This is a genomic window from Halobacillus litoralis (assembly GCF_009856415.1).
GTDB lineage: Bacteria > Bacillota > Bacilli > Bacillales > Halobacillaceae > Halobacillus > Halobacillus litoralis_C.
In genome coordinates this window covers 1-25,748 of the sequence record NZ_WMEZ01000003.1, presented here as the reverse complement: position 1 = coordinate 25,748, position 25,748 = coordinate 1, and the positions used below count along the sequence as shown (strand labels likewise).

Below are 25,748 nucleotides of genomic sequence, written 5' to 3'. Positions count from 1 at the left end.
CCTCCAGCCCGGAAGCTGGAGGGTTTCCTTTTAACAGATTGAATCTTTTGGATTGGGGTTTTTCATGCCGAACATTGGACGCAGGAACAAAGCAAGGTACGTGCCGGCGAGCGCCATGATCATCCATACCCAGCCATGAAGACTGAAGGAGGCGATGCCGCCGAAATACGCGCCGATGTTACAACCGAACGCAAGGCGAGCGCCGTATCCCATCAGGACGCCGCCGATGATGGAAGCGGCCCCGATGCCGGGTTTGATTTTTCCAGGCTTGAAGTTGCCTTGAAAGCTTGCGGCGATGAACGCACCAAGGATGATACCGAAGTTCATCACACTTGTAGAATCGGCAAGGACGGTCTGATTAAGTGGTGCCGGGTCACTGGACCAGTACGTCCAGCTCGCGACATCGACACCGAACATTTGGATGAACTTGGATCCCCATAGCGCAAAGGCGGATGTGATGCCCCATGGATTGCCGCGGACGGCAAGGGTGATGGCATTCAATACGCCGAGAATGACGGCGGCAAGAAGCAACGGCCACGCCCCGCGCCACAATTTTTTTAAACCGGTCGTCGTTTTAAGTGGTGCCATTTTCGGCGGGTTCTTCATCCTTGCAAGCTTAACGGTAATGCCGTAAATGCCAAGGAAAATCGCCAGTTGTAATATCCAGCCGCCAAAATAGCCGAAGCCGGTGGACTCGGCTAAAGAAATTGCCGGCAGGGTCGGTGTCTCGCGCCAGAATCCAATATGGTACGCACCGAGCACCGATCCTCCGATGAAACCGAGCAGTGTGAGGATCATCGATGATTTCCCGCCGCCGACAGTATAAAGCGTTCCGGATGCACAGCCAGAACCGAGCTGCATGCCGATTCCGAAGATGAAGGAACCGAAGACAACGCTGATGCCGACAGGGAAGACATAGCCTTGAGGGGCGTTACCTGTAAAGCTGAACCCTGTTCCGAGTATGATGGCGAAAAGCGTTGTAGCGACAGCGAGCATCAACATATGCGCTTGAAGGCCCTGTACATTCCCGACGGAGATCAGCCGTCTGAATGCGGAAGTAAAGCCGAATCTTGCGTGCAAGAGTACGAGTCCGAAAGCAAGTCCGATTAAGAACAGCACTCCCTGCGTGAAGGTGGTGACAGATACAATGGTTATAAATAAAAGCAGCGCTAAAATCGCTCCGATCCATACGAATGGCTTTTGTACCGGATCTAACGGAGCGACAATGGTCGAACGGGTGTTTTCTTCGACCGTCTGCTGGACTGTCTGTTGTTGCATGTTTCATTCCTCCTAAATCCGATTTGTTTACTCAGTTTTAATTGAACTTTTGATATTGTAACGAAGACTCGTCTATTTGTAAATCATGTTGCATACAATGGTTGTACAAAGAGAACAAAGCTCAGTCTTTACGTAGAATTAACATGGTTCAACGTGGACAAGTGGTAAAATAAATGTGTAGACAGGACGACCTAAAACACTTATTGGAGGGATGTCTTATACCTGTCGCTCGCTCATATGTCACTCGCTGGTTTTTCTTTGTTTGTGGGAAAGCAAATCGAAGAACTTCTTGGCGTACATCTGGCGCACCTCCCCCTACATAAAGACTGATCAAAAGCGACGCTGCCGGCGTGGCTTTTTTGTTGTTTCGGGCAAGCTGCTAATATTCAGGAAGAAGTCGCTAATATGATTACAGAAGCGCTGATTAATGGAACAACGCTGCTATCTTATGCCTGAGTTTAGCGAAAAAGCACTCGAAGTTGATGTATGAGTTTGGATTTTAAGATTAAACTAAAAAACAGCCGGGTAAGGAATAGTAACTTACATAAGAAAAAGGAGTGATAACGTGGCGAAGAAAAAAGAGTGGCATGTCATTTTCCTGCTGGACAGTAAGCGTGTTGTGACGCACGATCTTGAGTTGAGTGAAGAGATGGACGAGCGTGAAGCGTCTGAGTTCATTATCAAGCAGTTGGACCGCGGAACGTGGTGGTTCCTGGAAGATGGCGTTGCGCTTCATACAAGCGGAGTTGAAAGCTTTTATTTAGATAAATGTGCGAGAAAAACGAGGTTCAGTAGAGATTAAAAAAAGAGCGCAGCATTCCTGTGATAAGGAAGCTGCGTTTTTTTTAGTATCTTATATATTTGCTGTGATACGAAGGGCAATGCCTATCCTGACCACTTCTATCATCATTGACACCCGTTGTCCTTCTTTTATAGACATTGTCGAGACTTGGCTCGCCATGCTCTAGGCAACGCAAAAAAAACTCTCCCTAAAAGGAAGAGTTTAGTTCAAGATCTCAACTTTTACTTGGCGGCGCCCATAGTCGAACGCGTCTTTCTCCTGTGCCATAAAGAGGTCGATGCGGTGACCTTCAATATCTCCACCGATATCACCAGCGACGGCTACGCCATAGCCGGGCACGCGGACTTTAGAGCCGAGTGGGATGACGTTAGGGTCGACAGCGATCACTTTTTGGTCCGGGTTGGCACGGAGATCAATCCCTGTGTACGTGACTCCGCTGCATCCTTCACAAAAAGCGGTATAGGCCGTCGCTTCAACAGCAACGGTACGCTTGACGTCATCTTTTGAAGCAGATGCTGTGACGGCTTTCTTTTCTTTTTCCGGAAAACGTTCAAGATCTTTTGTTTTTTTATCTAAAGAGAGTGATTTCGTTTCAATATTTTGAGCGGGCTTGTCCACTTCATCAGCAGCGACTGGAAGGGCAAGACCGAAAATCATCATAGGCAAAAGAAGAAGGGAAAAAAGACGTTTGTTCATAAGTAGAGGTCCCCTTTCAATATTTCACTTCGCCCATTGTAACAACCACTAAGCCATCATACAAAGACAAAATACCTACAAAAAGATTACATTTCCGTGACAAATGACACCCAGTTGAAAAAGAGCCGCTTATTTCGTGCGGCTCCTGCTATTTTCAGCGGGACGTTCCTTTGCGTTTACGTCCACAACACGGTTTTGAGGGTTTTCTGCTCGGCTTGTTTTCATTAGGACGATTCGACATGAGGACCCTCCTCTCAAGTTTTGGGATATCTCATTTTATGCGGACAAATGAGAACGGGCCGTGCGCTTATCCTGCATCGGCAATTTTTTTATAAAAAAGGGACCTATGTCGTTTACTCATCCAGTGGAAGGCATGCTATAATAGATAAGGATTCTTAGAGATTCCAGAATTATGAAAGTGATAGAAAAGGAGGACGGGACCATGACTGAATGTCCTCATTGTAACCATATGGTGGATGACGGTGCCCGTTACTGTTCCCAATGCGGAAAGAACTTGAAGGAAACACCTGAACCGAATAACACGGCTAAACGATCGTGGTTGCCAATCATTACGCCTTTCGTCACGCTTGTCGTAATGGGGGTAGCCCTTTATTTTGTTTATGACTACCAAAAAGATGTGAATGAGAAAGTCGTTTCGATGAAACAAGAAGCGGAGCAGGAAGCTCTTGCCGGTGAGTACCGGGAAGCGGAAAAGCTGCTCGTCGGAGCGATCGACCAGCGTCCGGAGCTTGAAGCCCTTCAACAGGAGCTTGGATCTGTGCAGGAAGCATTGACCTGGGATCAGGAGCTTGAGAAGGTCGGCCAGTGGATTGAAGAAGGTTCGTTGAAAAAAGCGAGTGAAAAGCTTTCAGCCATTCAAGAGTCTTTGCGCCAGGAAGACAGCCGTCTGCTTGTGACCCTTGTTCCAAAAATGAATGAAATGGATTCCAGATTGACATTGAAGGAAATCAATCAGGAACTTTCAAAAATCACAGATGTAGATGAACTGGCAGCAAAGTTGAATACATTATCCGGACTCAACCTGGAGGAAGCCTCCAAAGTCCGGGACAAAATCTTTGAAAAAATCGTGAACCAATCGACGAAAAAAGCGGAAGCGGCAGCGGGAGAAAAGCGCTATGCTGAAGCGATTGCCATCATCGATCAGGGCTTGCAGTATGTTTCCAATGATGAAAAATTGATTCAGTTGAAAGAACGGATCCAGCAGGAAAAGACGGCCTTCGAACAAGCAGAACAGCAAAGGCTCGAAAGCGCGATGCAGCAAGCGGCCCAGGATGAATTGCGCAACCAGACGCAGGCGCTTGAGGTCATCGATCTTTCGATAACGAAAGATGAGTTCGGCGATTACAAAGTGAAAGGGTCTCTGAAAAGTGTAGCGACCCAAATCATCAGTACGGTCACCGTGAAGTATGACATCCTTGATAAAGAAGGAAAGGTCGTCCGTTCTGAATCTGTGAAAGTTTTTCCGAACTATATGAACCCTGGAGATCAGGGAACGTTTGAAAAAGTACATTATGAATTAGAAGAAGGCGAATACTCCGTCGAAATGACAGAGATGGAGTGGCTCGTAGAATAGGGGGATGGAAGATGAAACGCTCTTGGATCATCAGCCTTCTCGCCACTCTTCTGATCCTAGGTGGCGGGATTGCGGGCGTTTTCTACGTCATGGATACCGTTCAGAAGGACGTGACGGTTTCAGCTGTGTTGAACCAACCACCCGCTGAGGATGAGAAAGAGGGAGAAGTACCGAAAGAAACACAGGAGATCATTTTTGAATCACAAAAGCTTGTCGTCCAACTAGAGCTCGAAGACGGTTCGGTCGGTTCAGGGTTTTTGTACAATGATCAAGGAGATATCATAACGAACGCGCATGTCGTTGCAAATACAGAAAGTGTCAATGTCATTACATCAGATGGGAAAAAATTGCCCGGCAACGTGATCGGAGTCAGCCGGGATATTGATGTCGCCGTCGTACGCGTGCCAGGCTTGAAAGGGAAGGAACCGCTGCCGATTAGAGAAGAAAATTCAGCAGAGCTTCTTGACGAAGTCCTGGCGCTTGGAAGTCCACTCGGGCTTCAGAACACGGTTACGCGCGGGGAAATCAGCGGCCTAGAACGGACGCTCGATATCGAGCCTTTTCATTATAAAAACTTATACCAAATCTCAGCACCGATTTCACCAGGAAACAGTGGCGGACCCCTTCTTGATCGGGAAACCGGTGAAGTGATCGGGATCAACTCTGCAAAAATGGATGACGAATCGATCGGTTTCAGCATTCCGGTTGCCGATGTGCTGCCGATGGTGAGGCGCTGGAGTGAATCCCCGATGCGCTCCCTCCCGGAATTTCCAGAGCTGACGGGTGAGGTATACTCGCCGGTGACAGGGACGGATGCTGAGCAGGCGAGTTATATGGTGCAGTATTTTTATGACAGCATCAATCAAGGCGATTTCGTCACCGCTTATTCCTTACTGAGCGCGAGCTGGCAGGAAGACATTTCGTTTGAAGACTTCCGTTCCGGCTACAACAATACGCTCAGTGTGAAAGTGGATAACCTTGTCGCAGACCCACAGGGCGATATGGTCGAAGTCACCGCTTTCCTCACGGCTGAAGAAACAGTCGATGGGGAAGTGCAGATGAAGAAATACAAAGTCGTCTATCCGGTCAAAAAAGAGAACCAATCTGTCAAAATCTGGAGCGGTTCCGGCGAAGAGTTGAGTGCCGAACAGGAAGAAACTGCTTCCTGATTATAAAAATCCCTTTCTACTTTGAATAGTGGAAAGGGATTTTTTTGTGGGTGTATGTGAAATGGTGAACAGTAAGCATGGCACCAGGTAGACTTATTGTGGTGCCAGGCACTGCTATACGGAATTCGGTGCCAGGCACTTCCCGTACGCAGAACGGTGTCAGGCACCAGCAGTGCACAGGATGGTGCCAGGCACTCCTATATGGAATTCGGTGCCAGGCACCCCATCAAGGGCACCCCTTCAACATCAGGCACGCAACAATCACCGTTCATTGATTTCTTTCGCAGCGCGGATGCCGGATTCTATCGCTCCTTCAATCCAACCGTGGAAGGAGGAGGTTTGTTCTCCAGCGAAGTGGATGCGACCTTCCGGGAGAGGCATCACTTCTTCGAGGTCACGGCTTTGTCCCGGGGTGAACAAGGTGAAGCACCCGGCGGAGAAAGGGTTTTGGCTCCAATTGTAAACCACGCTTTGCATGTATTCCTCATACACGACGTTTCCGTAGACACGTTCGAGATTTTCAAGTACTTCCTTGGTCGCTTCTTTTTGACTGAGGCTGTTGAAGAGCAGCGCGTTCTGTCCCCAGGTGTAACTGGCAAGAAGAATGCCGGGACCTGGCATGCCCTGGTGGTGGCTGGCTTGGTAAGCAAAGCGGATAGGTAAGTCAGAAATGAGGTTTCCGACCGTATACCTTTCCCAAAAACGAGTCTTGAATTCGATGCCGATCTTAACGGCAGGCACGTGAATGACTTCTCGAATGGCCTGCCACTTTTTCTGGGATAAGCAGCCAAAGGGGAGAACGTCAATGAATTGAAAAGCGCTGAAAGGAATGGTCGTCAGTAAAAAGTCACCGCTCCAGCACGATGGTTTGGAAAAACGCTGGTCTTCGGTATGGACAGTGACACGGTCATGGTTGTGGACGATCTTTGTCACTTTTTGTTCAAAATAAATATTATCGATCAATTCGGGAAGAAAGGCATGGGGGAGACGGTCATTTCCGCCCTGGATTTCTACGAACTCTGTTTGGCCATTAAAGATAGGGAAAGTAATATCAATTAAAATGTCCAGAAAAGAAAATTCAGGAAAGCCTTCGATGCCAAGCACGACTTTGATCATGCGGACAGCAGGATTGGACATCGAGGGTCCGTATGGGTTGTTTCTCAAGTATTCTGCCATGGAAAAATTTGAGAATTTATCCTCTAACACTTTTTTCTCTTCATCTGAGCTATTGCGATAGAGGTCTAAGAACGGCTGGACAGCATCCAGAAACAATTGCTTCGCCGTTTTCCCTCGTTCGTGTGGCTGGAGGTTATATTGCAATAAATCCGGGTTTTTTTCGTATTGGGATCGGAGTACCTTCTGTCCATTAATCATCAGCAGGTCGTTCGGTTTTGAGTTGATGAAGCGGTTGGTGGATAACCCGAATTTCTTAATATAAGTTTGGACGTATTCGTGATTTTCGGGGATACGCATCGCGCCTGCGTCTATGTAGTTTCCGTTTGAAAAAGGCTCCCGGATGGTATGGACCCTTCCTCCGACTCGATCATTACCCTCTAAAATAATGACGTCGTGCCCCGCTTTTTTCAATAGGGAACCTGCCACAAGACCAGCCATGCCAGCTCCTAAAATAATAATTCTTTTTTTACGCCCGTAAGTCGGTAACCCCTCGACAATATAGGATTTATATTCTTGTAAGCTTTCTTCATATGCACGATGCACAATCGCCACCCCCTTTTACTATCTATTCAAAATATGGAAATAAAAGTATGGGGAAAAATCCTTATATCCAGAAAGGACATAATCCCGCGTCCTCCTTCATTTAATAAAAAAGGAGGCGATGCGGTATATGTATTATCCTGGAATGAGACAGGGAGGAAGAGAAGGAGAAAGCAGGCTTCTTAAAGTCAATGGAATCGGTAAAGTTCAGGTGCGTCCGGATGTTGCGAATGTGAACATCGGTGTTGTAACACAGGACAAAAATTTGGAAAAAGCACAGCAGGAAAATGCTCAGACGATGGAAAACGTACGCAATCAATTGGTGTCTGCCGGGATTCCTGAAGAAAATATTCAGACGGCGGACTACTTCATTTTCCCGGAGTATGATTATGTGGACGGCAAGCAGATGTTCCGTGGCTATCAAGTGACGCATACTCTAAAAGTCACGATTGACGATGTGAGTCAGACCGGGTACGTCATCGATACAGCGGTAGCGAGCGGGGCGAACCGAATTTCATATATTGCTTTTACGGTGAGTGATCCATATCAGAATTATCAGGAGGCGTTAAGGATCGCCCTCGGCAATGCTCTCGCCAATGCGCAGACCATTGCCAATACGATGGGACTGAACTTGGATCAAACCCCTGTCAAAATCATTGAACTGGGCACAACGCCTGCCGTTCCGGTACAAAGCTTTCAAAAAGCGGACGTCCTCGGAGCGACCGCCACACCGATTGAACCGGGGACGCTCGAGACGGTCGCCAGGGTGGAAGCGCATTTTCAATATTTGCCATAGGAAGCCACTTTCCAAACCGGAAAGTGGTTTTTTTGTGGGCGAAAAAGGATAGATTATGCACGGGAGGATCTAAATATGAATATAAAAGTTGAGAATAATGTGTAGCACTTATTTTATGGGCTCATAAAATATAACTGAAACTAAAAAAGTTGCTCTAAGGAAAAACCTCCGTTACAATGTGCTTAGAGAAAATGTTCGAATTGAAGGAGAGGTACAATGGAAAACTTGTTATTGGCTTTCGGGCTCACCTTGCTTGCAGGATTAGCGACAGGTGTAGGAAGTTTGATCGCATTTTTTGCGAAGACGACGAATACGAAGTTCCTTTCCCTTGCACTCGGTTTTTCGGCAGGGGTCATGATCTATGTATCTATGGTGGAAATCTTTTTCAAAGCACAAGATTCACTCGTTGATGCGATGGGGAACGAAGCAGGCCAGTGGACCACAGTCGGAGCCTTCTTCGGAGGAATGCTCGTCATTGCACTCATCGATAAATTCATACCGAAGTCAGGGAACCCTCACGAAGTGAAGAAAGTGGAAGACATGGCGAACCGGCAGACGGCGGTGAAGGATCCAGATTTACTCAAGATGGGAACGTTCACAGCGCTTGCCATTGCGATTCACAACTTTCCAGAAGGCATCGCGACGTTTACGGCTGCCTTAAATGACCCCGCCCTTGGAATTGCTATTGCTGCGGCGATTGCGATTCACAACATTCCTGAGGGGATCGCAGTTTCCGTTCCCGTGTACTATGCCACTGGTGACAAGAAGAAAGCATTCAAGCTTTCATTCTTGAGTGGTTTGTCTGAACCGGTGGGAGCGATTTTAGCTTATCTATTATTAATGCCGTTCTTGAACGACATGGTGTTCGGTATTTTATTTGCAGGGGTGGCAGGGATTATGGTGTTCATTTCCCTAGATGAACTTCTTCCTGCATCAAGAAGATATGGAGAAGCTCATTTATCGATTTATGGAGTCGTCGCTGGGATGGCTGTCATGGCTTTGAGTCTTTTGTTATTCATCTAAAAGAAAAGGCCCAACAAGCGATTTCGCTTGCTGGGCCTTTTTTGTTAACATGTCTTTTCATTGATGAGATCTTTGATGGTTTCTTGAATCTTTTGCTTCGGTCTCTGAACGAGCCGCCAGTTGAGATGAATGCGGTCTTGGTCTTTCACACCAAGTCTGAGGGAATCTGGTTCTGACACGACCTCCCAATCCGAAAGCGTCGAAAACCTCTCTTCCGCTTTCTGGCTAAGCCATTGGCTCACTTCTGTTCTGAGCTTGTGGTTCGCTTCTTCTCCTGTCCATGATTCAGGATAGGCAAAAAGGAAAGTTCCTTTTCGGAAAGCGAAGTGTGCCTCATCCTTATGTTCCATTTTCAGCCGGTACGAGCGGCCAAGGTAAGAAATCTTTTCGTTCTCGGAAGCGATAAGGGCATCGACGGCGTATAAATCTTCATGTGTCTTCTGCCATTTTTCAAAAATCCACTCCGCTTTTTTCTCAACAAAGGCTTGAATCTTTTCCTCCTTTTTTAGAGGGGAAGCGGTCACTTTTACTCCATTCAAATCATCAAGGTAGATCTTGATAAAAGAGACGTCTTGCTTTTCTACAGTATAAGCGATTGTTTTCTCTGCAAACGTAACCGTCGGCATCGTGGTCTCCTTTCTGACTTATAACGAGATCTTCGATTTCCGTTTTTGGAAATCGACACCTTCATAGTACGTGTTTTTCACAAGGACATTCGGACCGAGGCATTTTACGGCCGGACAATGGCAGTTGAGGCTTTTCGCTGTTTTCGTGGAAAGCCAGTTCTCGTAAGCATCGCCAAGTTTCGTGTCCTGAATGTTCCCAAGGCCAGGCTCATCACCGAAATCTGTCACGATGATATCGCCTGAAAAGATGTTCACGTTCAAGCGGGAGCGCCCGTCTGGATCGTTTCTTACCGTCACATTATTTTCGCTGTACAAGCGCTTCAGCATATCGAGATCGTCCTGGGAAGAACTGCATGGATAGTAGGGCAGTGTTCCAAACAACATCCACATGTCGTCATTCCGGTGATCAAGGAGACGGTTGATGCCTTCACGCATTTGTTCCAGGTTCAACGTTTCCAAGCTGCTGGCAAAGTCCACGGGATACATGGGGTGAATCTCGTGGCGGGCACATTTCATTTCTTTGACATGATCATGAATCGATTCTAGGTAAGGGAACGTACGACGGTTCAACATCGTTTCAGCTGAGACCATGACCCCTTCATCAGAGAGACGCTGAGAATTTTCCACCATCCGGTCAAAAAATTTCTTCCGGTTTTCTTCCGATGGTTTTCGTTCCATCCGGGCAAATCCGGTATGGATGAATTCTTCGATCGTTCCCCAGTTGTGGGAGATATGTAAAACGTCCAAATAAGGAATGATCGGAATGTAACGCTCATAAGGGAGCGTTAAGTTGGAGTTGATTTGTGTCCGTACTCCGCGCTCGTGGGCATATTTCAAGAGAGGCACCACATAATTTTCTACCGATTTTTTTGACATCATCGGCTCCCCGCCCGTAATGCTTAGCGTACGCAGGTGAGGGATTTCATCGAGCCGCTTCCGGAGCAAGTCCATCGGCAATGCGTCCGGATCCTTCGCACCCAGCGTATATCCGACTGCACAGTGCTCACACCGCATGTTGCAGAGCGTCGTCGTCGTAAATTCTATGTTCGATAACGTCATTTTTCCGTGTTCTTCCATGTCCATATACGCTTCCCACGGGTCATAAGAGGGGGTAAGCGCCTGAAGCTTCATGTTCGTACTCATAAAATATGAAACTTCCTTTCTATTAATATTTATTCGGTCGATAACCTTTACCATTCTATCATTAATATGCCTAAAACCATACATTATGTATCGGAATTGTGCAGTTATACCCTCTGGAGACCTGTTTCGGTTTTACCAAGCTTTTATGGAAAGAGGAGAATAAGGGTGTGACAGCGAATGATATGGGGTAACGATTAGCACAAGGGGGAGTCAGAACATGAAACAAACCGTACTCATTACAGGAGCATCCAGCGGATTCGGTTTCCATACAGCTGTGAAATGTGCAGAAAAAGGGTTTCGTGTCATCGCCACGATGAGAAACATAGAAAAAGCATCCGCGTATGAGACGCTTGAGGAGGAGGTCCGCAATCGCATTGATGTTTGGCAATTGGATGTGACGGATGAACAGTCCATCGAGCGCTTTTCAGAAAAAGTGAACACGCTGGAACAATTGGACGTTCTCGTCAATAACGCAGGTTATGCTGTCGGAGGATTTCTTGAACAGGTGCCACTTGAAACGTACCGTAAGCAGTTTGATACCAATGTTTTCGGTGTGATTGCCGTTACGAAAGCAGTTCTGCCATTAATGCGTGCCCAGGGAAGAGGGAAAATCTTAAATGTCAGCAGTGTGAGCGGGCTGATCGGTTTTCCAGGCTTATCGGCTTATGTCTCATCGAAACACGCGCTGGAAGGATTATCGGAAAGTCTCCGTTTCGAAGTGAAACCGTTCGGCATTGATGTCGCATTGATCGAGCCAGGCTCTTATCAGACGAATATTTGGTCGTCCGGACTTGTGATGCCAGAAGAAGTCCAGGACCCTGAATCTCCTTATGCTGAATACATAAAAGGGTTGTGGAATGCTTTGAATAGTGAATCCCATGGCAATCCTCAGGACGTGTCGGACCTGATGACCGGATTGATGGAAAAAGAAACGCTTGGGAAATTACGCTATCCGATCGGTCCCGGTGTGAGGGCGAATGTCTGGTTCAAGCGCTTGCTGCCATGGAGCTGGCTGGAAAAGACCGTGTTAGAAAAAATTCTTGGAAAAGAGAAAGCCAAAGGAGTGGGGTTGAATGGAAAAAGTGATGCATGGAGCGGAGGAGATGCGCTTCGAGGGTAATGAAGTCGGCATCCTCGTGTCTCACGGGTTCACAGGAACAACACAAAGCATGAAGCCACTAGTCGAAGCCTATGCACGTGAGGGTTACACCGTCTGCTGTCCACGGTTGAAAGGACATGGAACGACCCCGGAAGACATGGAGTCAACCTCTCATCTGGACTGGGTGCAATCCGTGGAAGAAGCCTACACCTGGTTGAATGAAAGGTGTTCGAAAATATTTGCCGTCGGGTTATCGATGGGGGGCACCCTTGCGTTGTATATGGCCAGTGAGTACCGGGACATAGAGGGAGTCATTCCTATCAATGCAGCGATTGATATTCCGGCATTGGAAAATAGCCAGGGAACGGACGAACGCTTTTTAGATGCGATCGGCTCGGATATCAAGGATCCTGCAACTGTCGAGCTTGCGTATGATCGCACGCCGGTGAGATCGATTGGCGAGCTCGTCGGCTTGATGGGTAAAGTGAAGAACAGGCTGGATGAAATCCACTGCCCGATCATGATTTTCGTATCGGATGAGGATCACGTCGTTCCTCCTCACAATTCAGAAGTTGTATTCGAATCGGTATTTTCTGAACATAAAGAGATTATCCATCTGGAAAACAGTTACCATGTGGCCACGCTTGACCATGATAAGGATATGATTATTGAGCGTACACTGGAATTTTTCCAAATGTACACGAACACAAAGTGATTGCCCGGGAAATAGAAAGGTTTTGTAATCTAGTAAAAAGTTTATTATAATAGAGACAAATCAAGAAAAGTAAACGGTATAAAGCCTTCAAGGGGAGCCTCCGGCTGAGAGTGAACGTAAATGTTCTGACCCTTCGAACCTGTCAGTTAGCACTGGCGTAGGGATGGCGGCTTTTTTGATGGTGCAATGCAGAATTGGGACTCCTCCATCAGGAAGCTTCCCTATTTGGCGTTGCTTTTTTTGTGTCTTTTTTTAGGAGGAATGTTGAAATGAGAAATCGTCGCGTTTTATTTCTCGTAGAGGTTGCGATTTTTTCAGCACTCGCACTATTGTTGGATATCATCCCGTTTTTATCTTTTAAACTGTGGGCACAGGGAGGATCGGTTTCCTTTGCCATGGTCCCAGTATTCATCATGGCCTTTCGCTGGGGCTTGAAAGGGGGCGTCACCACCGGTCTGTTACTAGGAATCTATCAAATAATGACAGGTGCCTATATTATGACCCCTCTCCAGGCGTTTCTCGACTATGTCATCGCCTTTGCTGTAATCGGAGCGGCTGGTTTAGTGGCGAAACCGCTATGGAAGGCGATCAAATCGAAAGAGTCCCGTCGGTTGGTCGGATGGATCATTGTCGGCTGTCTGATCGGAAGTGTGCTGCGCTTTTTCGGTCACTTTTTCGCAGGTATCGTTTTTTACGGCGAGTTCGCTCCTGAGGGTCAGCCGGTGTGGTTGTATTCTCTCGTTTATAATGGCGGGTACATGCTCCCGGCGTTCATTTTAAGCAGTATCGTCGTCAGTCTCCTATTCGTAAAACGACCGACACTTTTAAGCCATTAATAAGAATCCCCCGTTTGATGTACCGACATCGAGCGGGGGTTTTTATGATTGTTTAATTCCACAAACGCTCCCTATTGTGGAAGACTCAGTTTCGAGACTTTTGTTGAGTGGATAGGGGCTGCGGGAAACCGTTCGCTTTCCACGGGGCGGGCGGTGAGCCTCCTCAGGCTACGCCTTCCGGGGTCTCACCTGTCCCACACGTCCCATAGGAGTCTCACCGTTTCCCTCCGCCCCTTTACCATATAAATGTCTCGAAACCACATCCAGAATAAGCAGCTTTATTCAGTGAAAACAGAAGGAAAACTACCTCCCACGGGAGCTATTTTGAGTGCGTAAAGCTTGCTATAGAGTGTTTTATGCGTATAATACCAGGATAGTGGAAGACAGTCTCTCCCGGTGTAGGGGTTCGTTACCCGCACGACAAATGGGGTGGCTGGGAAGCTGCGAGACTCCCGTGGGAGAAAGGAGATAGGTGAGATCCCGCAGGACTTAGTCCGAGGAAGCTCACCACTCCCCCACAGGAAAGCGAGTAGCTTCCCAGCCACCCCCTGACGCTCATCCCAAGCAACGAACCCCGAAACGTCTCGAAATCAAGTCTTCAAGAATCCTGCCATATTGTTCAATAAACCCTTCGAATTTATTTTTTTCTCCTATCAAGGTTTGAAAGGGGCAATTATAGTGAAAATAAGATAAGCACTCTATATTAGGAGGCTACATCATGGACCGTTTGAAGCGGATTGGGAAAAGTAAGTGGTTTTGGATCATCGTTATCATTATAGCTATTTTAAGTGTCACGATTGCTTATCACACTTCATGGAAAGCTCTACCTGAGGGGATTTCTTATGAAGGGGAAACGCACCAGATGGAAAATATCGAGTTTTTCCGTGATTTAACATACGAAAATGAAGCTGGAAAGACGGTACATGATCTTCAGGTTTTTGAAGAGATCAACCAGACGATCTCAGAAGCTGAGGATTTCATTGTGGCGGATATGTTTTTATTCAATGGCTACACGAATGGAAAAAACGAGTTTCCGAAGATCTCCAGTAATTTGGTGGACGCCATATTAAAAAGGAAAGAGGAAGTCCCTGACTTGAAAGTTGTTTTCATAACCGATCAGATCAACACGGTTTATGGATCGTATGAATCGGAGACGATCAAGCGCCTGGAGGATGGCGGGGTCGATGTCGTTTTGACGAATTTGAATAAATTGAGAGATTCGAATCCTTTATATTCAAGTGTCTGGCGTCTGTTGTTTTCCTGGATGGGCACCGGTGAAAATGGTTGGATCAGCAATCCAATGGCTAAGGAAGCTCCGGATGTGACCCTAAGGTCTTATATGAAGTTGCTGAACATCAAGGCCAATCATAGAAAAATCCTTGTGACGGAGAAATCTGCGATCGTCTCGACAGCCAATCCCCATGATGCCAGTGGTTATCATGAAAACGTCGCGTTCAAGATGAAGGGACCGATCATTAAAGATATTTTAGAAGCTGAAGAAGCGGTCGTTAACTATTCGGGTGAGGCAGATTTTCCTGATTATGAAAATCGTAATTGGGAGGAGCAGGAAGGCCCTCTGACGACACAATTTGTAACAGAAGGGAAAATTTATCGAGCGATTCTTGATGAATTGTCGGAAGCAGGAGAAGGGGATACCGTCTGGCTCGGGATGTACTATCTGGCGGATAAGAAAATCATGAGTTCGCTTGATGATGCAGCCAACCGCGGAGCTACGGTGAACATTGTGATGGACCCAAATAAAAAGGCGTTTGGTCACGAAAAAACCGGCATTCCCAATTTACCTGTAGCTGCCGAGCTGCAGCGTCTGGGTAACGAAAATATCCATTTGCGTTGGTACGATGTCAACATCGAGCAGTATCATACGAAGATGCTTTACATTGATCATCCTGGAGATGATGTCATCATCGCTGGGTCAGCGAACTATACACGTCGCAACCTATCCAACTTGAATTTGGAAGCCGATGTGGTCATCAAAGGGAATGGGGAAGAGCAAGTATTCCAAGATGTCAATGAATACTTTACACGTATTTGGAACAACGAAGAGGGACATTATACGGCGGATTATAAAGAATACCAGGACAATTTAACATTCATCCGTTATGCTACCTACTATTTGCAGAAGTGGACATGGTTTACCACATATTAATGAAAAAAAGGAGCGCACATGCCGTGCGCTCCTTTCTATTTATAATAGGGTTTCTGCTTTTGCAGGGTTTGTCACGATAAGGAGAACTTTTCCTTCATCCAAGTCTTCTTCGTATTCTTCTGCTTCCTGTTCAGAAAAGCCGATTTCCTGCAGTTTTGTACGTAGTTCATCGCCCTGTTTGCTGAAAAGATTACTGATGACGTTCTTGATGTCCTGTTCGGAGAGGCCGATGGTATTAGCATTGACATTCTTCGCAATGCGATCGGTGCGGTCATCATCGTGGGACAGGATGTAGATGTCTTTGTTGTCGATTCCTTCATCTTTCAAGCGCTTCACATCTTCCATCAGTCTTTCATCATTTGTGTATTCTCTTACTGTTGGTTTCATATAGAATCGCTCCTTTTTTTATAGCTGCTACGGTATGGAATGTACCCGGATTGAAGTGGGATAAACTTCTGAATGGGTCATGATTATTATCCAAACCGAAAAGGATATCAATCAAAACATAAAAATATCAACTGAAAAATTCATATATCAATTAAATTTTCAATATATCAATTAGAATGAAGAGAGATCAATTAAGGTTCTTAGCGTTCAACCGTAAACCGGAATGTTGCAGGAATTTGTCCAAACATCTCGAATTACATACAAGATTGGAGGGAAGAAAATGAAATCAAAAATAATTGCTACGTTTTCTATTTGTGCCCACGATCCTGAAACGGGAGAGTGGGGCGTTGCGGTACAGTCGAAGTTTTTAGGTGTCGGATCGATTGTCCCTTGGGCAAAGGCAGGTGTCGGGGCAATTGCTACACAGGCGTTTGGCAACCCGCAGTACGGACCGGACGGGCTGAAGCTGCTCGAACAAGGGTTTTCAGCTGAAGAAGTGATCGAGCGGCTAACTTCCGACGATCCTCAAAAGGAAGACCGCCAAGTGGGGATTGTCGATGCGAAAGGAAACGGGGCTACATTTACGGGGAAAGAATGCTACGATTGGGCAGGCGGCAAAGTCGGCAAACACTATGCGGCTCAAGGCAACATCCTTGTGAATGAAGAAACCGTCACCGATATGGGGGAGGCTTTTGAACAGGCGGAAGGTTCTCTTGCTGACCGTTTAATGACTGCGATCAAAGCGGCCCAGCGTGCGGGGGGAGACAGCCGTGGAAAGCAATCGGCAGCCATCCTCGTCGTCAAAGATAAAGCAGGTTATGGAGAGCTCAGTGACGTCGCCGTCGATCTCCGTGTGGATGATCATCCGGAACCAATTGAAGAACTGGACCGCATTTATCAGCTTCATCAACTTTATTTCGGGGCATCGAAGCCTGATGAAGTGGTGGAAGTGGAAGGGGACGTGAAAAAAGAGGTCCAGCATCACCTGCGTCGTCTCGATTACCTCTCTACAGAGGACGTCACTCCTGATGAGTTTTACGACTCGTTCACGACCTACCTGCACACGGAAAATTTTGAAAGCCGTGAGCAAGAGCGCGGAAAGATCGACTTGAAAGTTCTTGAATATATGAAAAATCAATGATGGAGAAAAGCCGTACATGATAGATGTGCGGCTTTTTGATTGAACGTTTTTACAAAGGGGAAAGGGGCAGGATAGGAGGTTGATGACATGACAAAACTGAAAGCGATCGTTCTGAATGCATCCTTGAAACAGACGAAGGCAGAAGAACCTTCCCATACAGAAGGTCTGAGCCGCGAAGTGCTGGAGATTCTTGAAAAAGAAGGCGTTGAAACCGAAATCGTCCGCCTGGCGGATTATCATATTCCATATGGTATCAGCGAAGATTTAGGTGGCGGGGATATGTGGCCGCAAATTTTTGAAAAAGTGAAAGAAGCCGACATCGTCCTGTTCGGAACGCCCCTGTGGCTTGGTGAGAAAAGTAGTCTCGCTACGGTAGCGATGGAACGCTTATACGGCAGCAGCGGGGAAACGAATGACAAGGGGCAGTCGATCTTTTACAACAAAGTCGGAGGCGTCATCATTACAGGAAACGAAGATGGCGCGAAGCATGCGGCAGCATCGGTCCTTTATGGAATGTCGCACATCGGTTTTGTTGTCCCGCCGAATGTTGATGCATACTGGGTGGGCGAAGCCGGACCTGGACCTTCTTATTTAGAGGGGGAGGGTCAAAACAACGAGTTCACGAAAAAACACGTCGAAATGCTCGCCTACAACACGCTTCATTTTGCACGAATGTTAAGAGAAAATCCGATTCCAGCGGAGGGAAACCAGATGGAGTAATCCTTTCTCAAGGAATGGACAAGGCCAGGGGCTTCAAAAGCCTCTGGTCTTTTTCCATGATTGTCATAAAAGCGATTGCAAAAACTCCATCCCAGGTATAAAATATAATTAAAGCAGGTCATCTGATGACCTTACTTTTATACATGATTTGAAAGCGTTGACAATTCGTGTGATGGGGGAGGAACAACATGATTTTGTTTGTGGCTTTAAGCGCGATACTCGCTCCTTTTATCTTTTTAGTCCTTTTACGGATGCCTGCAAAAAAGGGGATGTTGTATAGCGCGATCATTGTGATCGGCCTTGCTTACTTCGTGTGGGGTGTGGGGGAAAAGGTGATTGCTGCCTCTATATTAGAGGGAGCGCATAAGACGTTGACCATCCTGTTTATTTTATTCGGAGCGATTGTTCTTTTGAACACGTTAAGGAATACCGGAGCGGTGGACCGCATCAATCAAGGGTTCCGGAGCATTTCCAAAGACATGAGGGTGCAGATTGTCATTGTGGCTTTCTTGTTCGGTGCTTTGATTGAAGGGGCTGCAGGGTTTGGTACGCCGGCGGCTGTGACCGGGCCGTTGATGGTGGCTTTAGGTTTTTCACCACTGGCTGCCGCAGCCATTGCGTTGATCGCGGATAGTTCGGCGGTTTCGTATGGAGCTGTCGGAACACCGATCCAGGTCGGATTGAGCAATATTCCAGGAGCAGATCTTTCTTTTTACAAAGAAATCGGAGTACAAGTCGCTTTTTTTGATCTGTTTGCAGGTAGTTTCATTCCACTTATTCTTGTGGTCATTTTAACCCTCTTTTTTGGGAAGCAGCGGAAGCTTAAAGATATAAAGCAGATGATTCCGTGGACACTTTTGATTGGTTTCACCTATACATTATCTGCCTATCTTTATGCAAGCTTGTTCGGTCATGAGTTCGTTGCGATTTTAGCTTCGTTGACCGGTCTGCTCGTTGCTACGTTAACGGCGAAGAAAGGTTTGCTACTTCCTGATGAACCTTGGCAGGAAGCCCTTCAAGAGGAAAAGGGAGCCGATGAGCCAGTTTCTATGAGCTTGTGGGCAGCCTGGGCGCCTTATGTGATCATTGTCCTGCTCTTACTTGTGACAAGGATCGTACAACCAGTTAAAACATTTGCGTTGACCTGGGTTGATCTTTCCTGGGCGGATATTTTAGGTGTCGAAGGCATTACATCATCCTGGCAAGTGCTTTATTCTCCAGGATCTGTATTAGTCTTTGCTGCCATCATGGCGGTTGTGGTGCAAAGGAAATCCTTTGACCGGTTTACGAAGGCGGCGAAAGAATCCGTTCTATCCATGAAGGATGCGGCTTTGGCATTAGTGGCGACCCTTGCGCTTGTCCAGGTGTTTACGAATTCTGGAATGAACGCCCAAGACCTTGTGAGCATGCCCCAGTATATCGCCCAGACCCTTGCTGCAGGCTTCGGCTCCATGTGGGTCATGGTTGCACCGTTTTTAGGGCAGCTCGGAGCATTCATTACCGGAAGCGCTACAGTATCGACGTTGACGTTTTCTCCCGTTCAGTACAGCATTGCTCAAGAAACAGCGCTGGCTAAAGATACGGTCCTGTCTTTGCAAGTGCTCGGTTCAGCGGCCGGAAATATGATTTGTGTGCATAATGTCGTAGCTGCAGGAGCGGTCGTTGGACTGGCAGGAAAAGAAGGGGATATCATCCGGAAAACGATCGGCCCTGCATTGTTGTATGGACTGCTTGTCGGGACCGCTTCACTCGTTTATCTCTTCTTTACTTAGAAATCGCTTTCTCTTTTAAAGGGTATGGTTTTCCATTAGAATAGAAGGAAGAGACAAGCGAAACTTTGGAGGAAACATCATGAATTATAAACCGATAAGGACGAAAAAAATATACGAACAAGTGGCTGATTCACTTTTGGATTCATTGAAAAAAGGAGAACTGAAGCCAGGAGATAAACTGGACAGTGTCGAGAGCCTGGCTGGCAGTTTCAGTGTTGGAAGGTCGGCAATTCGTGAGGCGTTAAGCGCCCTGAGAGCCATGGGCATTCTTGAAATGCGCCAGGGAGAAGGGACGTATGTGAAGGCTTTCGATCCGTCGCGTTTTTCTTTACCCGTATCCGTCGCCTTTTTGATGAAAAAAGAAGATATGAAGGACTTGATGGAAGTGAGACATATCTTGGAGGTAGGCGCAGCCGGAACAGCTGCGCGTACGAGGCAGGAGGAGGATCTCCGAGCGATGGCGCAGGCCTTGTCCGATATGGAAAAAGCGAAAGGAAACGGAGAGCTCGGCGAAAAAGCGGACCTCGAATTCCATATCGCCCTTGTCCAGGCGACACAGAATCAGATTTTGATCAATTTGATGAACAGCGTTTCAGAAATTATGATGCAGGCCATGAGGGAGACCCGCAAACTGTTGCATACGCCCGAAGGAACGAGCCGCCTGCTGGAGCAGCATAAACAAATTCTGGATGCCGTGACAGCTCAAGATGAAGCCCTTGCCCAAGAGGCGATGGTCCGTCACCTGCAAAGTGTCGAAGAACATTTAGCTGAATATTTAACATGAAAAGGATTCTGTTGACAGTATCCTTTCTCAAAAAATAAGTCATCTGATGACCTTATGTTTAAAAGGGAGGACATAACCTTGAAAGTATCGTTATTCATTACCTGTCTGTGCGACACGTTCACACCAGACGTCGGGAAAGACACGGTCCAACTGCTGGAGCGGTTCGGGTGTGAGGTGGATTTTCCAGAGAACCAGACCTGTTGCGGACAACCGGCTTTCAACAGTGGGTATAAACAAGAGTCGATGCAAGCGATGAAGCAGATGATTAGAGCCTTTGAAACATCCGAATACGTGGTCGGTCCATCTGGTTCCTGTGTACAGATGATCAAAGAATATCCTCATGCGTTGAATGGTGACCCGGAATGGAGTGAACGTGCCCAGGCGGTCGCAGAAAAGACGTATGAACTGACGCAGTTTTTAGTAGAGGTTTTACACGTGGAGGATGTGAAGTCGACGTTCCAGGGGACAGCGACGTATCATCCGTCCTGTCATATGACCCGTCTCCTAGGAGTGAAGGATGCGCCGAGAATTTTACTGGAAAACGTGGAAGGATTGGACTTGATCGAGCTTCCGATGAAGGAAGACTGCTGTGGTTTCGGGGGAACGTTCGCGGTTAAAAATGCTGCCGTATCTGGTCAAATGGTGGAAGAAAAAGCCCAGCATATCGAGGAAACCGGAGCGGAATATCTCATCGGCGGCGATATGGGCTGCCTGATGAACATGGGTGGCTGCATGCGACGCAACAAACAGGACGTGCAAGTGCTGCATATCGCTCAAGTGTTGAACAGCCAATAAGAAAGGAGAGGTCACATGGGGATAAGAATTGGGGATAAGCCATATGCCGAACGGATTCAGGCCGGGATTGATAATAGCTTTATGAGACAGGCCGTATCTTCGGCGCAGGGCCGCTTCCGAACCGGACGCCTGAAAGCCGCTGAAGAACTCGGCGATTGGGAAGATTGGCGGACGCTTGGCGAAGAAATCCGTCATCATACGATGGAAAACCTGGATTACTATTTGCATCAGCTCAGTGAGCAAGTGGAAAAACGCGGCGGAACGGTATTTTTTGCTGAAACCGCTGAGGAAGCGAATGCGTACGTCCAGGAAGTCGCAACGAAAAAGCAGGCCCGCAAAGTGGTGAAATCAAAGTCGATGGTCACAGAAGAAATCGGCTTGAATGAAGCGTTGGAACAAAGCGGGTGTGAAGTAGTGGAATCAGACTTAGGGGAGTGGATTCTGCAGCTTGATGAAGATCCTCCGTCCCACATCGTCACGCCTGCCCTTCACAAAAATAAAGAGCAGATCCGCGAAACGTTTGCGAATAAAAAAGGCTATACGAAAACGGATCAGCCCGAGGAACTGGCCGCTTTTGCCCGCGAACAGCTCCGAAAAGATTTCCTGGAAGCTGATTTAGGTGTGACCGGATGCAATTTCGCTGTCGCCGAATCAGGGGCCGTGACGCTCGTCACGAATGAAGGAAATGCCCGCATGGTCACTTCTCTCCCTGATACTCATATCGCCGTCATGGGTATGGAACGCGTCGTACCAACGTGGGAAGAGCTTGAAGTCGTCGTCAGTTTACTTACGAGAGCGGCCGTCGGCCAAAAACTGACGAGTTACATCACGGCACTTACAGGAACACGGTTAGAAGACGAAACGGACGGCCCGGAGGATTTTCACCTCGTCATTGTCGATAACGGCCGTTCGAAAATTTTGGGGACGGAATTTCAGTCGGCGCTTCATTGTATTCGCTGTGCGGCCTGTATCAACGCCTGCCCGGTGTACCGTCATGTGGGCGGCCACTCGTATGGATCGATTTATCCAGGTCCGATCGGTGCGGTCCTGACACCCCTCCTCGATGGTTACGAAGACCATAAAGATCTGCCTTATGCATCCACGTTGTGCGCCGCCTGCACAGAGGCGTGTCCTGTGAAAATTCCCCTCCATGAACATTTGATCCGCCACCGTGAGATCATCGTCGAACGGGAACACATGGGAGCGAAGTCAGAGGAATGGATGATGAAAGGATTCGCCAAATGGGCCTCCACGCCTGCCGCCTATAAGTTGAGTACGAAAATGGCGAGGACAGCCATGAAACCTTGGACGAAAGACGAACAGATTGAAAAAGGACCGGGTCCGCTGAAGGGATGGACGGAGAGCAGGGACTTTCCTGCTCCTGCGAAAAAGAACTTCCGTGAATGGTATAAACAACGAGAAAAAAGGAGGGGAGAGGCATGACCGTTCATAACCGGACATCGTTTCTGGATCGTGTCGCCGAGAATCTTGGACGAGAGCGGCGGACAGAAGTGAAAGCTCCTGTTTATTCCGTACAGCCACAGGACCGTGTTTTCCAAGGAGCCACCCAGGACGAACTGATTGAGAAGCTGGAAGCCCAATGTCAGGTCATCCATACTTCCTTCAAACGGACAACGCTAGCCGACTTGGGTGACTCCCTACAAAAAGTACTCGCAACCTTTGAGGGTTCTAGAAAAGTCATCAGCGCTGGAGGTCCGAGGTTGGATGAATTCGGCATGCGGGGGATGTATGAAGAGCTTGGAAAAGAAGGCTTCGACTTTCGCATTTGGAATGATCAGGATGGTGACATTCCTTTCGCTGAACAGGCAGGCGTCGGAATTGTCTTTAGTGACATCACGCTTGCAGAATCCGGGACGGTGACCCTTTTCAACGATAAACATAATGGCAGATCCATCAGCCTTCTCCCGGAAACGTTCATTGCCATCATTCCGAAAAGTACGCTCGTACCGAGAATGACGCAGGCGGCCAGGGTCATTCATGAACAGGAACAGAAAGGGAATCCTGTCTCGTCATGCGTCAGTTTTATTACTGGACCGAGCAACAGCGCGGATATTGAAATGAACTTGATCGTCGGTGTTCATGGACCTGTGAAAGCGACCTATATTCTGGTAGAAGATTTATAAGGATGTTCCTAATGAAAAAGCACCCCGGTTTAGGGTGCTTTTTAGTGTCTGCTCAATGAAAAAGAAACGTCTTCAGCCTCGCTCTATTTCCTGCCTCCATTACCCCATGATCAAAGAGAGATAGTTGATGAACGTAAACCAACCAAGTGAGGCTAAACTGAGCGATAAGACAGCCACGCTCAAAAGAGCGTATTTTTTGGAGCGTAAGAGATGGATGCTGGAATAGAGAAGGCTCGTTATGAGTAAAAGACCGAGCAGAACGTTCCACTCCAGGGACATCTTGAGTCCAAAGCCAAATAGGGCGTTCGCGATATAAAATACATTCACAAATAATAGAAAAAGGAAAAATAGCTTTTTCATAAGAATCTCCTCTCCTACATAGACGAAGTTTTTCTTCATTTATCAGAACATACATAAGGCTTGGACTCTATTATTTCAGAACTAGAAAAATTATACAAATCGTTTTGTGGAGGTAGGAATCCTTCCGTCCATAGGACTTGAATCAGGAATTGGTATTGACACTATCATCTAATTAGATTACTGTTTAATTAGATATACATTTAATTAGCGGGGTGGAAAGATGCAATTAGAAAAAATGGTCGCGTTTCATAAAGCGGTGGGAGATCCGACACGACTGCGGATTATCGCGCTTCTCCGGAAGGGTCCGCTGCACGGGCAGGCGATTGCAGGGAAGTTAGGACTGCGTCCGCCGACGATTACCCATCATTTGAAAAAGTTGAAGGATACAGGAGCGGTCTACTCGAGAAGGGATAAAAATACGATTTATTTCTATTTGAATGAACAGAATTTGGAATTCATGACGACCGCCATCTTAAGGATTGGAGATGATGAACGAGTGGTAGCCGAAGAATTGAAAGTCGATGCCAAGGATCAGGCGAAAATTGTTAAGAACTTTGTCACGGTTGAAGGGAAACTGAAACAGATGCCAAGCCAGCTGAAGAAGAAAAATGTGATCCTCTCTTATTTTGTCCAATGGTTTGAGCATGGGAAAACCTATGACGAGAAAGAAGTCAATGAATATATCAAAACATTCTTCGATGATTTTGCGACCGTCAGACGGGAATGGATCATGCAGCAGTTCATGTACAGGGAGAACAATCAATATGAGCTGAACCCTGTAGAAATGTGGCCGGTCGTCGTCCAAAGGTGACGACTTGGCTCCTTTTTTTGAAAATCTAATTAGATGTATATCTAACTGGTTGTGGTTTTTATGATTCGCCGTCATTCTTACCGTTATTTGTTTTATTCAGGGATCGTCAATGGGATTGGTGACCGGTTCAGTCAGGTCGCTGTTTTAACACTCCTATTGCAACTCACTGGTTCAGGGGTGGCCGTAGGGATGGCTCTTGGTTTGAGGGTGATTCCCTACTTGCTGCTATCTCCACTCGGTGGAAAGCTCGCTGACCGCTTTCACAAAAAGTGGATGCTCGTGCTGACTGATGTCTTCAGAATTCCGTTTGCTCTCAGTTTTTTGTTAGTGGATACGAAGGAGATGGTGTGGCTCGCCTTCACGGCGATGTTTGTCCTAGCTTGCGGTGAGGCCGTTTATCAACCTGTGCGGAAGAGCTATATTGCTACGATCGTAGAAAAAGAGAATTTGCTGAAGGTGAACGGTTGGGAGCAGCTTCTTCTCGGAGTGGTTTTGATTGCCGGTTCCATTACAGGGGGATTGGTCGCTTACATTTTCGGAACTTCTTTCGCCTTCTGGCTGAACGGCCTGTCCTTTATCGCGGCAGCTCTACTAGTTCTTCCCTTAAAGAAAAATAGATCGTATAGTCCTTTCGATGAAAAAGAAAATACCAAGCGCATCCGTTGGGAAGGATGGATGATGTTTGTGCTTGCCATCCAGCTTGTCGGCGCTACGATGGACGGAGCGTTCAATGTTTTAATCAGTGTGTATGGAGCAGAAACGTTTCAACTTGGAGAACTTGGCGTCGGCTTCTTGTATGGAGCCCTCGGCACAGGACTGGTGGTGAGCTTCTTATTTTCAAGTAAGATCAAAACTTATGGTATGCCTTTCTGTCTGGCTCTTCTCATTCTTGAAGGTGTGCTCCATATGCGGGCGAGCCGGATAGCCTCTTTTCCTGGTTTATGGCTGACGTTTGTATCCATCGCCTTGACCGGTGGCGTAATGGGGGCCTTCCTGGATACAATTCTCATGAAAAATGTGAAGGCAGAAGAACAAGGACGTGTCTTCGGCAGGGTGGAATCATGGACGAACGTTCAACTTGGACTGATGATGTTCGTCTCTGGTTGGTTTTTGGATATTTTCACCCCCCGGACTCTCGGTTTATGGGGGGGAGGGATCGGGATAACTGGAGGAA

25 protein-coding genes and 1 riboswitch are annotated in these 25,748 nt (G+C 47.2%); of the genes, 18 read left to right on the top strand and 7 right to left on the bottom strand.

The features are described from left to right. Positions 1-30: 30 nt before the first annotated feature. Positions 31-1,278 (bottom strand): YeeE/YedE family protein, encoded by a 1,248-nt coding sequence (locus GLV98_RS09785; RefSeq protein WP_160914602.1) that lies wholly within the window; start codon positions 1,276-1,278, stop codon positions 31-33. A gap of 565 nt (positions 1,279-1,843) precedes the next feature. On the opposite strand from GLV98_RS09785, the gene GLV98_RS09780 reads away from it, so the two are divergent. Then, complete coding sequence (locus GLV98_RS09780) at positions 1,844-2,080, top strand: hypothetical protein (RefSeq protein ID WP_160914600.1); 237 nt, start codon at positions 1,844-1,846, stop codon at positions 2,078-2,080. 201 nt (positions 2,081-2,281) lie between these two features. Here GLV98_RS09780 and GLV98_RS20385 read toward each other — a convergent pair whose 3' ends face one another. After that, positions 2,282-2,776 carry a 3D domain-containing protein gene (locus GLV98_RS20385; RefSeq protein ID WP_160914598.1) on the bottom strand — a complete coding sequence of 165 codons (495 nt, stop codon included), beginning with the start codon at positions 2,774-2,776 and terminating at the stop codon, positions 2,282-2,284. 442 nt (positions 2,777-3,218) lie between these two features. Between GLV98_RS20385 and GLV98_RS09770 the strand changes: the two genes are divergently transcribed. Together GLV98_RS09770 and GLV98_RS09765 are read left to right on the top strand one after the other, a co-directional pair. Further along, a complete protein-coding gene (locus tag GLV98_RS09770) occupies positions 3,219-4,370 on the top strand; it encodes a zinc-ribbon domain-containing protein (protein WP_160914596.1) in 1,152 nt (383 codons plus the stop codon). Positions 4,371-4,381: 11 nt separating this feature from the next. After that, a complete protein-coding gene (locus GLV98_RS09765; RefSeq protein ID WP_160914594.1) occupies positions 4,382-5,539 on the top strand; it encodes a S1C family serine protease in 1,158 nt (385 codons plus the stop codon). Positions 5,540-5,800: 261 nt separating this feature from the next. Here the strand turns inward: GLV98_RS09765 and GLV98_RS09760 are convergent, their stop codons facing one another. Further along, positions 5,801-7,258, bottom strand: a complete 1,458-nt coding sequence (locus GLV98_RS09760) for a flavin monoamine oxidase family protein (protein WP_337193740.1) — start codon at positions 7,256-7,258, stop codon at positions 5,801-5,803. A gap of 127 nt (positions 7,259-7,385) precedes the next feature. Between GLV98_RS09760 and GLV98_RS09755 the strand changes: the two genes are divergently transcribed. After that, on the top strand, positions 7,386-8,051 hold the full coding sequence (locus GLV98_RS09755; RefSeq protein ID WP_160914592.1) for an SIMPL domain-containing protein: 666 nt from the start codon (positions 7,386-7,388) through the stop codon (positions 8,049-8,051). 216 nt (positions 8,052-8,267) lie between these two features. Then, complete coding sequence (gene zupT / locus GLV98_RS09750) at positions 8,268-9,074, top strand: zinc transporter ZupT (RefSeq protein ID WP_160914590.1); 807 nt, start codon at positions 8,268-8,270, stop codon at positions 9,072-9,074. Positions 9,075-9,118: 44 nt separating this feature from the next. Here the strand turns inward: zupT and GLV98_RS09745 are convergent, their stop codons facing one another. Together GLV98_RS09745 and yfkAB are read right to left on the bottom strand one after the other, a co-directional pair. Next, on the bottom strand, positions 9,119-9,700 hold the full coding sequence (locus tag GLV98_RS09745) for a YgjP-like metallopeptidase domain-containing protein (protein ID WP_160914588.1): 582 nt from the start codon (positions 9,698-9,700) through the stop codon (positions 9,119-9,121). A gap of 18 nt (positions 9,701-9,718) precedes the next feature. Then, positions 9,719-10,843: a radical SAM/CxCxxxxC motif protein YfkAB gene (gene yfkAB / locus GLV98_RS09740; protein ID WP_160914586.1), complete on the bottom strand. Its 1,125-nt coding sequence runs from the start codon at positions 10,841-10,843 to the stop codon at positions 9,719-9,721. Between the two features lie 217 nt (positions 10,844-11,060). Here yfkAB and GLV98_RS09735 point away from each other — a divergent pair, with 217 nt between their 5' ends. The 4 genes from GLV98_RS09735 (at position 11,061) to GLV98_RS09720 (ending at position 15,660) form a co-directional block, all read left to right on the top strand. Continuing rightward, positions 11,061-11,963, top strand: a complete 903-nt coding sequence (locus tag GLV98_RS09735) for an SDR family oxidoreductase (RefSeq protein ID WP_160914584.1) — start codon at positions 11,061-11,063, stop codon at positions 11,961-11,963. Continuing rightward, positions 11,917-12,657, top strand: a complete 741-nt coding sequence (locus tag GLV98_RS09730; RefSeq protein WP_160914582.1) for an alpha/beta hydrolase — start codon at positions 11,917-11,919, stop codon at positions 12,655-12,657. The genes GLV98_RS09735 and GLV98_RS09730 overlap by 47 nt, the downstream gene beginning before the upstream one ends. Positions 12,658-12,737: 80 nt before the next feature. Further along, positions 12,738-12,838: riboswitch (TPP riboswitch) on the top strand. A gap of 88 nt (positions 12,839-12,926) precedes the next feature. Continuing rightward, positions 12,927-13,493 (top strand): energy-coupled thiamine transporter ThiT, encoded by a 567-nt coding sequence (gene thiT / locus GLV98_RS09725; protein WP_160914580.1) that lies wholly within the window; start codon positions 12,927-12,929, stop codon positions 13,491-13,493. Positions 13,494-14,211: 718 nt separating this feature from the next. Beyond that, positions 14,212-15,660 carry a phospholipase D family protein gene (locus GLV98_RS09720; RefSeq protein ID WP_160914578.1) on the top strand — a complete coding sequence of 483 codons (1,449 nt, stop codon included), beginning with the start codon at positions 14,212-14,214 and terminating at the stop codon, positions 15,658-15,660. 39 nt (positions 15,661-15,699) lie between these two features. On the opposite strand, the gene GLV98_RS09715 is transcribed toward GLV98_RS09720, so the two are convergent. After that, the gene (locus GLV98_RS09715) at positions 15,700-16,047 is read right to left on the bottom strand and encodes a general stress protein (RefSeq protein WP_160914576.1); all 348 of its coding nucleotides are present in this window, start codon (positions 16,045-16,047) and stop codon (positions 15,700-15,702) included. A 280-nt stretch (positions 16,048-16,327) separates the two neighbouring features. Between GLV98_RS09715 and GLV98_RS09710 the strand changes: the two genes are divergently transcribed. From GLV98_RS09710 to GLV98_RS09680, 7 genes are all read left to right on the top strand, one after another. Beyond that, the gene (locus tag GLV98_RS09710) at positions 16,328-17,188 is read left to right on the top strand and encodes a DUF1028 domain-containing protein (protein ID WP_160914574.1); all 861 of its coding nucleotides are present in this window, start codon (positions 16,328-16,330) and stop codon (positions 17,186-17,188) included. 87 nt (positions 17,189-17,275) lie between these two features. Continuing rightward, the gene (locus tag GLV98_RS09705; protein WP_160914572.1) at positions 17,276-17,908 is read left to right on the top strand and encodes a flavodoxin family protein; all 633 of its coding nucleotides are present in this window, start codon (positions 17,276-17,278) and stop codon (positions 17,906-17,908) included. Between the two features lie 188 nt (positions 17,909-18,096). Beyond that, positions 18,097-19,680, top strand: a complete 1,584-nt coding sequence (locus tag GLV98_RS09700) for an L-lactate permease (protein WP_160914570.1) — start codon at positions 18,097-18,099, stop codon at positions 19,678-19,680. A gap of 79 nt (positions 19,681-19,759) precedes the next feature. Then, the gene (locus GLV98_RS09695; protein WP_160914568.1) at positions 19,760-20,464 is read left to right on the top strand and encodes a FadR/GntR family transcriptional regulator; all 705 of its coding nucleotides are present in this window, start codon (positions 19,760-19,762) and stop codon (positions 20,462-20,464) included. 78 nt (positions 20,465-20,542) lie between these two features. Continuing rightward, positions 20,543-21,259: a (Fe-S)-binding protein gene (locus tag GLV98_RS09690; RefSeq protein ID WP_160914566.1), complete on the top strand. Its 717-nt coding sequence runs from the start codon at positions 20,543-20,545 to the stop codon at positions 21,257-21,259. Positions 21,260-21,274: 15 nt separating this feature from the next. Beyond that, positions 21,275-22,702 (top strand): LutB/LldF family L-lactate oxidation iron-sulfur protein, encoded by a 1,428-nt coding sequence (locus GLV98_RS09685; RefSeq protein ID WP_160914564.1) that lies wholly within the window; start codon positions 21,275-21,277, stop codon positions 22,700-22,702. Beyond that, entirely contained in the window at positions 22,699-23,403 is a 705-nt protein-coding gene (locus tag GLV98_RS09680; protein WP_160914562.1) for a LutC/YkgG family protein, read from the top strand. The genes GLV98_RS09685 and GLV98_RS09680 overlap by 4 nt, the downstream gene beginning before the upstream one ends. Positions 23,404-23,502: 99 nt before the next feature. Here GLV98_RS09680 and GLV98_RS09675 read toward each other — a convergent pair whose 3' ends face one another. Continuing rightward, positions 23,503-23,763: a hypothetical protein gene (locus GLV98_RS09675; RefSeq protein WP_160914560.1), complete on the bottom strand. Its 261-nt coding sequence runs from the start codon at positions 23,761-23,763 to the stop codon at positions 23,503-23,505. A gap of 220 nt (positions 23,764-23,983) precedes the next feature. Here GLV98_RS09675 and GLV98_RS09670 point away from each other — a divergent pair, with 220 nt between their 5' ends. Beyond that, entirely contained in the window at positions 23,984-24,574 is a 591-nt protein-coding gene (locus GLV98_RS09670) for a metalloregulator ArsR/SmtB family transcription factor (RefSeq protein ID WP_160914558.1), read from the top strand. Positions 24,575-24,634: 60 nt separating this feature from the next. Further along, the coding region (locus tag GLV98_RS09665) for an MFS transporter (protein ID WP_160914556.1) at positions 24,635-25,748 on the top strand (1,114 nt) is incomplete at its 3' end.

What these genes read in the sequence shown, in the direction of transcription:
- GLV98_RS09680 (WP_160914562.1), top strand. Translation starts at nt 22,699, where the DNA reads ATGACCGTTCATAACCGGACATCGTTTCTGGATCGTGTCGCCGAGAAT.
- GLV98_RS09770 (WP_160914596.1), top strand. Translation starts at nt 3,219, where the DNA reads ATGACTGAATGTCCTCATTGTAACCATATGGTGGATGACGGTGCCCGT.
- GLV98_RS09735 (WP_160914584.1), top strand. Translation starts at nt 11,061, where the DNA reads ATGAAACAAACCGTACTCATTACAGGAGCATCCAGCGGATTCGGTTTC.
- GLV98_RS09715 (WP_160914576.1), bottom strand. Translation starts at nt 16,047, where the DNA reads ATGAAACCAACAGTAAGAGAATACACAAATGATGAAAGACTGATGGAA.
- thiT (WP_160914580.1), top strand. Translation starts at nt 12,927, where the DNA reads ATGAGAAATCGTCGCGTTTTATTTCTCGTAGAGGTTGCGATTTTTTCA.
- GLV98_RS09710 (WP_160914574.1), top strand. Translation starts at nt 16,328, where the DNA reads ATGAAATCAAAAATAATTGCTACGTTTTCTATTTGTGCCCACGATCCT.
- GLV98_RS09730 (WP_160914582.1), top strand. Translation starts at nt 11,917, where the DNA reads ATGGAAAAAGTGATGCATGGAGCGGAGGAGATGCGCTTCGAGGGTAAT.
- GLV98_RS09670 (WP_160914558.1), top strand. Translation starts at nt 23,984, where the DNA reads ATGCAATTAGAAAAAATGGTCGCGTTTCATAAAGCGGTGGGAGATCCG.
- GLV98_RS09675 (WP_160914560.1), bottom strand. Translation starts at nt 23,763, where the DNA reads ATGAAAAAGCTATTTTTCCTTTTTCTATTATTTGTGAATGTATTTTAT.
- GLV98_RS09685 (WP_160914564.1), top strand. Translation starts at nt 21,275, where the DNA reads ATGGGGATAAGAATTGGGGATAAGCCATATGCCGAACGGATTCAGGCC.
- GLV98_RS20385 (WP_160914598.1), bottom strand. Translation starts at nt 2,776, where the DNA reads ATGAACAAACGTCTTTTTTCCCTTCTTCTTTTGCCTATGATGATTTTC.
- GLV98_RS09700 (WP_160914570.1), top strand. Translation starts at nt 18,097, where the DNA reads ATGATTTTGTTTGTGGCTTTAAGCGCGATACTCGCTCCTTTTATCTTT.
- GLV98_RS09745 (WP_160914588.1), bottom strand. Translation starts at nt 9,700, where the DNA reads ATGCCGACGGTTACGTTTGCAGAGAAAACAATCGCTTATACTGTAGAA.
- GLV98_RS09765 (WP_160914594.1), top strand. Translation starts at nt 4,382, where the DNA reads ATGAAACGCTCTTGGATCATCAGCCTTCTCGCCACTCTTCTGATCCTA.
- yfkAB (WP_160914586.1), bottom strand. Translation starts at nt 10,843, where the DNA reads ATGAGTACGAACATGAAGCTTCAGGCGCTTACCCCCTCTTATGACCCG.
- GLV98_RS09755 (WP_160914592.1), top strand. Translation starts at nt 7,386, where the DNA reads ATGTATTATCCTGGAATGAGACAGGGAGGAAGAGAAGGAGAAAGCAGG.
- GLV98_RS09705 (WP_160914572.1), top strand. Translation starts at nt 17,276, where the DNA reads ATGACAAAACTGAAAGCGATCGTTCTGAATGCATCCTTGAAACAGACG.
- zupT (WP_160914590.1), top strand. Translation starts at nt 8,268, where the DNA reads ATGGAAAACTTGTTATTGGCTTTCGGGCTCACCTTGCTTGCAGGATTA.
- GLV98_RS09720 (WP_160914578.1), top strand. Translation starts at nt 14,212, where the DNA reads ATGGACCGTTTGAAGCGGATTGGGAAAAGTAAGTGGTTTTGGATCATC.
- GLV98_RS09695 (WP_160914568.1), top strand. Translation starts at nt 19,760, where the DNA reads ATGAATTATAAACCGATAAGGACGAAAAAAATATACGAACAAGTGGCT.
- GLV98_RS09785 (WP_160914602.1), bottom strand. Translation starts at nt 1,278, where the DNA reads ATGCAACAACAGACAGTCCAGCAGACGGTCGAAGAAAACACCCGTTCG.